This window comes from Thermoplasmata archaeon (assembly GCA_038874435.1).
In the GTDB taxonomy this organism is placed as follows: Archaea; Thermoplasmatota; Thermoplasmata; order Lutacidiplasmatales; family SKW197; genus SKW197.
Genome location: JAVZCK010000042.1, coordinates 1 through 6,698, shown reverse-complemented (window position 1 = coordinate 6,698; position 6,698 = coordinate 1). Strand labels below are relative to the sequence as shown.

The 6,698-nt window shown below is 41.6% G+C and carries 5 protein-coding genes; all 5 read left to right on the top strand.

Annotated elements, in window-relative coordinates:
* A partial coding sequence (locus QXD64_08915) for a hypothetical protein (protein MEM3397428.1) occupies positions 1-2,201 on the top strand: 2,201 nt, incomplete at its 5' end.
* Between the two features lie 80 nt (positions 2,202-2,281).
* A complete protein-coding gene (locus tag QXD64_08910) occupies positions 2,282-3,493 on the top strand; it encodes a hypothetical protein (GenBank protein MEM3397427.1) in 1,212 nt (403 codons plus the stop codon).
* A complete protein-coding gene (locus QXD64_08905) occupies positions 3,468-4,913 on the top strand; it encodes a hypothetical protein (protein ID MEM3397426.1) in 1,446 nt (481 codons plus the stop codon). Before QXD64_08910 ends, QXD64_08905 begins: the two co-directional genes overlap by 26 nt.
* Before the next feature lie 95 nt (positions 4,914-5,008).
* Positions 5,009-6,328: a hypothetical protein gene (locus tag QXD64_08900; protein ID MEM3397425.1), complete on the top strand. Its 1,320-nt coding sequence runs from the start codon at positions 5,009-5,011 to the stop codon at positions 6,326-6,328.
* A 25-nt stretch (positions 6,329-6,353) separates the two neighbouring features.
* Positions 6,354-6,698 (top strand): thrombospondin (locus QXD64_08895; GenBank protein MEM3397424.1); only part of this gene is annotated, 345 nt, incomplete at its 3' end.

Here is a 6,698-nt window from a genome sequence, read left to right as displayed (position 1 = left end):
ATACCTACTCAGACCCAACAAAGAATGATACGGACAACGATGGCTTGCTTGACTTTGACGAATTCCTGAATCACAGCGACCCATGGCTTGCAGACACAGATGGTGATGGAATCCTAGACCTTTACGAGAACGCCACAGAGCAGTGGCAGATAGAGGGCAGAGACCCATGGATAAACGGGAGCATAGAAGCAAATGTGGTGACAGAAATAACAATCAAGGACTGCATTCCAACGCCGAAGGTCTGGCTAACTGTTTCGTTCAAAGCCGAGGACAATGCTGGGCTTTCCACAATCACAGTTACGCCACAAGGCCTGGCAAGCGATACAGCAAATTGCAGTGGGGCCTTAACCTACGAATACAGCCACAAATGGGAAGTGCCAATACTGTCGTGGAACACCTGGGTTTCTGGCTACGATGTAGCAATCAGCATTGCGGACATAAACGGCAATGGCTGTAATGCCACAGCCCATGCAGATGGTGCTGCAGAAGGACTGATTAAACTCATTCTAACAGCGCTTGTTTCATTTGTAGAGGAAGTGAAGTCGTTAGCAAGCGAGGCAATAAACTGGATATGGGGACAGATAAACGGGTTACTGAACACAGCCCTACAACCAATCTACGAAGGGATAAACCTGTTCGTGCAAGGAAATTATAGAGAACTGGCAAAACTGTTCGTGAAGAAAGGACAGGTATTGCTCTCTTACAGCAAAGAGGATGTCCAGAGTATGGCTGTAAATTATATCCAGCAATATGTAGGTAACATATACCTAAGAATTCTTGAAATAATTTACACAGTGAGCAATGTGATTGCAAGTATCGCTACTGCGTTTACAACAATAGTAAATGCGATAGTGGACACGGTAATAACATACTGTAAGAATATGATAGTAAGTGCGATATGTGGCGTCATACCCGCAGGATTTGAGTGGGTAAAGGGAATTGTAGAAGTGGCATTGAGAGGAGAATACGCGCAGATACCTGGAATGATAATTACACAATTGAGAGCAGAAATAATGAAGATGATAGGCGTTTTGAAAGAATACACAAGAACAGCAATGGAGAAGGTAGGAACCGCAATAAGTGACATAGAAGGATATATTGAAGGGATAATGGATTTAGTTATCCAGCTTCTATCAAAGCCGCAGACCTCTCTATTTGCCCTGCTTGGAAGTGATAACGGAGGTTTGGGAGCATTAGAGAAGATTCCATTTCTCGCTCAGGGCAAGGCATTTGCGAGTTCGGTTGGAGGAATCGTGCTAGCAGTTAATGGAATGAAGCGGGACTGGAAAGTGCTATTGTATCAGTATTCTGGCATAATAATGGCAATTGTGATGGACTTTGTGAAGAAGTATCTGCCGTTAGAATTACCGCCAAATCCAACAGAGAGAGATATACAAAAAGCAATAGAAAAGAAGATGAACGAGATTCTAAACAAGCTCTCAGAGAGTGCAAGTGTCCAGTTAACATCAATTTTAGACACAGGTATCAACCTGATTTACGAAACGATAGTGAAAGCGGTTGCAGGGATTGAATTCTACAAGAAAGATGTGGTGATGGAGAAGGTGAGGTGTTTTGTAAAAGAGAGAATTAGGGGTGTTTTGGTAGATGGGTTGTATAATGGTCTTAAAGTATTTGCGACAATCCCAGAGAGCAATGCACCATTAACTATAAGGCCAGAGAACATACTTGTTGGAATTGTGGAGAACATTTCAAAATCTGTTATGGACTATCTCACTAGTGCTACCAACAACATAATAACAGAGTTGAAAGAATACATAGGAAATGTGATAAACGAAGTAATGCAAGGATTAGAAAATGCAATCAATGGACAACTTCAAACAGCCCAGATGATAATTAATGATGTAAAAGAAAAGATAGATAATGTGAAAGAGCAGATAAAGAATGCATTGAGGGTTGCGACTGAGATAATAAGGGACCCTGTGAAAGCAGGTAAAGAAATTTTGGTAGAGTTGTTGCGACCATATCTTCCACCAGTATTTCTGAAAATTTTAGTTGTAATAAGTGATTTATATGCAGTGTTTTCGTCGGGGATGGCCCTGGCGAAGTACATCAAGAATATGGGCTCAGCGAACATAATCCTGAAAGGGATTGGTATAGCTACCACAAGTGCATCTTTGATTATGACGATTTCTCAGACATATAATGATATTCAGCAGGTAATTCAGGAGACGAAATTATGAAGGTTAAATGTGTCATAGTTATCTTTATCTTAATAGCGACCATAGTGATAAATGAAAGTGGGACAGTTAATGGAGTTCCTATGAACGTGCCAACATTTCACTCACGGGAAATCAGCATAGGTGGCAATAGTACTGAGGACTCCATCGAAATTGCGGATGTACAAACAGAATGGCCTGGAAATGAAATAGTTACGACTGGTCATGGTTACGATGTGGTATATTTCAATGGTTCAGATGAAAATTGGTCAAGAACGACAATATGGAACAGAAGTTATAGTATTGATTACACACCGAAATTGGCAGTGGGTGACATAGACCCAGACATAGAAGGAAATGAGATAGTAGAAGGGCTCTATCAATTGTATCTCATTACTTATGATAATACTACAGGTAATTGGACGGGAATAATGCTATGGGACACATACAACGAGACAGGTGGAAGCTTAGTGCATGCAATTAAGATAGCGGATTTTGACCCATTACATACAGGTAATGAACTAATAGTTCATGGAGGAAATGAGTTGAGGGAATATTATAAGGTAGAGAATGGGACATGGATAAACAAGACATTGGTTGCAGGAGAGGTCTCGATAGAACTGGATGTAGGAGATGTGACACCACTTTATCCTGGGAATGAAATTGTGTGTTTTACAACGAACAATCTAACGATTCTGGGTTGGAACACAAGTAGCAGTTGGTGGGACAGTATAAAGGTGATAATAGTAGAGGATGCGATGTGGTGGGATGATGGGTTATGTACTGCAGGTAGAGTGGGCGAACTTAACACAAGCAACGAGAACCTAGAGATTGTATGTGGGGAAAAGGGCTCAAGAATCCTTATAACGGTATGGTGGGATGGTACGAATTTTGAACGAAAAGTAATATATGGATTAGGGATAGGAACAGGTGAAGGGTTGGAATTCTCTACCATAGCGATAGGTGACTGTTGGAGTGGGCATGCAGGTAATGAAATTCTGGCAGGAACATACTGGGGCGACCCGTCAAGGATAGTACTCCTATGGGAAGATGAAGGAATTTGGAAAAATTCAATAGTGTTTTATTGTCCACAATATGAGAATCCAAAAGATATAGAAATCGGCGAATTTGATAGTGCACATCCTGGGAATGAAATTGCTTTGGGGACAATGACATTATTTGAACTTCATGAAGACACAAGTATAGATGAAAGCAGAGCATTTGTCTTTGGCAGTACCATTGTAGCGGCCGTAGTAGTATTTCATCTTTGTTTTCAAAGGTGCAGAAGAAATGGGAAAAGCAAGTCATGTTGGTGAAAGGTTGCGTATAAGACGTACGCTAATTTCCACACTAACCAATGTAATAGCAAGCATAGCCAGTGCGTTTACAACGCTTGTAAGTACACTCGTGGACACAGTGATAAAATTCTGCAAGGACATGATAGTGAATGCAATCTGCAGTGTGTTGCCGGCAGGCTTAGAATGGGTAAAGAAAATAGTGGATGTAGCATTGAAAGGGGAGTATGCAGAGATACCCAACCTGATAATGGCACAGCTCAAAGCGGAAATAAAGAAGATGCTGGGAATAGTGAAAGAGTATGTAAGAGATGCGATGGAGAAAGCAAAGAGCGCAATAGCCAATATAGAGGCATATATGAATGCGATAATTGAGATAATCACCGAGTTTCTGGCAGACCCAAAAGGCTCGCTATTTGCCCTTCTGGGTGGCGAGAAAGGATTGGGCGGTGAACTGGAAAAGAATCCGTTCATTGCCCAAGGCAAGGCATTCGCTACATCAGTAGGCGGAATAGTGAATGCAGTTTACGGCATGAAAAGGGATTGGAAAGCGTTGCTGATGAACTACTCAGGCATAATCATGAGCATTGTGCTGGACTTTGTCAAGAAGTATTTGCCTGGACTGCCTGCTACGGATGACCCAGATGTTCTACAACTAGCCATAAAAAATAAAATGACAGAAATCGTTGGCCAAATCTCAAAGACTATTTCCGAAGAACTAATAAAGATGCTGGATAGTGGAATAACCACAATTTACGAAAGTGTTGAAAAAGCACTGAAAGACATAGATTTTTACAAGAAAGATGTTGTGATGGCAAAAGTGAGGGAGTTTTTGAAGGAGAAGGTGAGAACTACACTTGAGCTTGCACTAATGGAAGGATTAGGAATATTTGCCAAGTCACCAGACCCGCAGAATAACCCAAGGCCAGAGAACATACTAACACACATTGTGAGTAAGATAAAGAACAAGATCCAATCAATGGTAGACGGTATTGTAGCAGAACTGAAAAATGCAATCCAGAATTACATCCAAGAAATTTGGTCTCAAACCGAGAACATGGTAAATCAGCAACTCCAGGAGTTACAAGAAATATTGAACCAAATATATGCAAAGATAGAATTGGCAGAACAAATGATAAAACAGGCAATAGCAACTGCAACAAAAATCCTTGAGGACCCAGTAGGTGCAGGCAAGGAAATTCTGTTTAGTGTCCTAAAGCCCTGGATACCGCCAATTTTCCTAAAGGTCCTGGTTGTTATCAGCGACCTCTACTCAGTGTTTTCCTCAGCAATGGCACTGGTAAAATACATCAAGAACATGGGGTGTGCCAACATTATTTTGAAAGGTATTGGCATAGGCACAACCAGTGCTGCACTCGTAATGGCAATCTACCAAACATGTACGGACATTAACGAGGTAATAAAGGAGGCAAAAACATGAGGATACATGCTTTCTTAACATTTTTAGTTTGTTCCATGATGTTTATTGAAATAATCACTTTCTCATCGGTAAATGCTGATAATAGTACGACTCCTTTGTTCGAATCCAGGAACATAACAATTAACATTACAGGAACTACGAAAGACTCTGTAGAAATCAACGAGGTAGACAAAAGCTGGCCAAATAACGAAGTAATCTTCAATGGATGGGGGCACAACATTTCATATGAGTATGGAGAGGGAGAGATATGGTATTGGGATGTAATATGGAACAGGAGCTATGATGTCTGGTACACTCCAGCCTTAGCAGTTGGCGATTTAGACCCAGATGTTGAAGGCGTGGAAGTTGTAGATGGGCTATACCAATTATTTGTGATAAGCTACAACAACACAACCCAGAGTTGGAATGCAACAATGATATGGGACCCGTGGACACAGGACCAAGGTACAGTGAGAACAGTAAAAATAGGTGATTTTGATCCAAGACATAGTGGAAATGAACTATTTTGTTGTACATACGGGGGGTTGATAAGAGAGTTCTATAAGGCAGAAAACGGCACATGGATGATGGAAGTGATAGATGATACCCATACAGGAAAAGCATATGAAGAATGTGATATAGGAGATTTTGACCCGAGATTTGAAGGCAATGAGTGTGTTGTGTTTACTGAAGAAAACTTAACAATGTATGCATGGAATGGTAGTGGATGGTATTGGGAAGAAATACACGTAAAAAGCTACGCAAAGCATATGATGTGTGGCAGGGTAGGGGAAGTTCTTCCAGGGAACAACGAAAGTGAGATTATATGTGGAGATACCGATGGCATGTTGTGGATAATATGGTGGAATAATACTAGTTATGCGAACAAGGAAATCTGGATTAATACATCATCTTTCATCCTGGCAGTGGCTATTGGTGACTGCTGGAGTGGACATGAAGGGAACGAGATTGTGGCTGGTGCCTATGAAGAGTGTTATTTGGTATGGGAAGAGAACGGAACATGGAAGAAGGAGTTGATATTCAAGGCACCTCAGTGGGAGTACATCACAGATTTGGAAATTGGAGAGTTTGATACACTACATCCTGGTAATGAGATTGCTGTAGCGTGTGGCGAGTTGTTTGAGCTCTACGAAGAAATCCCAGTAAGAGAAAGTTCTGGATACTGGTTGGGATATATTGTATTGCTGATTTGTCCAGTTGTTGTAGTATGGAAATGGAGAGAAAACAAAGGAGCACAAATTACACAGAAATGGATAGAGAGAAAAAAGCCATATCTTGCGTTATTAGCATCTGTTCGAGACAATTATGAGGGGCGAATATCTATATGCGGCCAAAATACTATCAGAGGTTCTGTTAGCTCACATCAGAGAAACCCTAGACTACAGAGCGTGCTCCAACCTGGACAGCGATTTTGATGGGTTGAGCAACCATGTTGAGGTGATGCTTGGCACTAACCCAAACGATGCGGACACAGACGATGATGGCTTGAGTGATGGCGACGAAGTGCAGAAGCACGGGACAGACCCGAAGAATTATGACACAGATGGAGATGGCTTACCAGATGGGCTAGAGCTTGGAGTGACTAAACCATTATCAGACACAGATACAACACTAAGTCCCCAACATTTCATACCAGATGCAGACCCCACAACGAAGACAGACCCATTGAACAAAGACACAGATTGTGATGGAATTTACGATGGAGGAGAGGATGCAAATCACAATGGTGAGCGGGAAACCACAGAGACCTCACCGCTGGATGCAGACACAGATGATGATGGGTTG

Excerpts from the sequence above, each read along its gene's own strand:
- QXD64_08910 (MEM3397427.1), top strand. The coding sequence starts at position 2,282 with ATGAACGTGCCAACATTTCACTCACGGGAAATCAGCATAGGTGGCAAT.
- QXD64_08905 (MEM3397426.1), top strand. The coding sequence starts at position 3,468 with ATGGGAAAAGCAAGTCATGTTGGTGAAAGGTTGCGTATAAGACGTACG.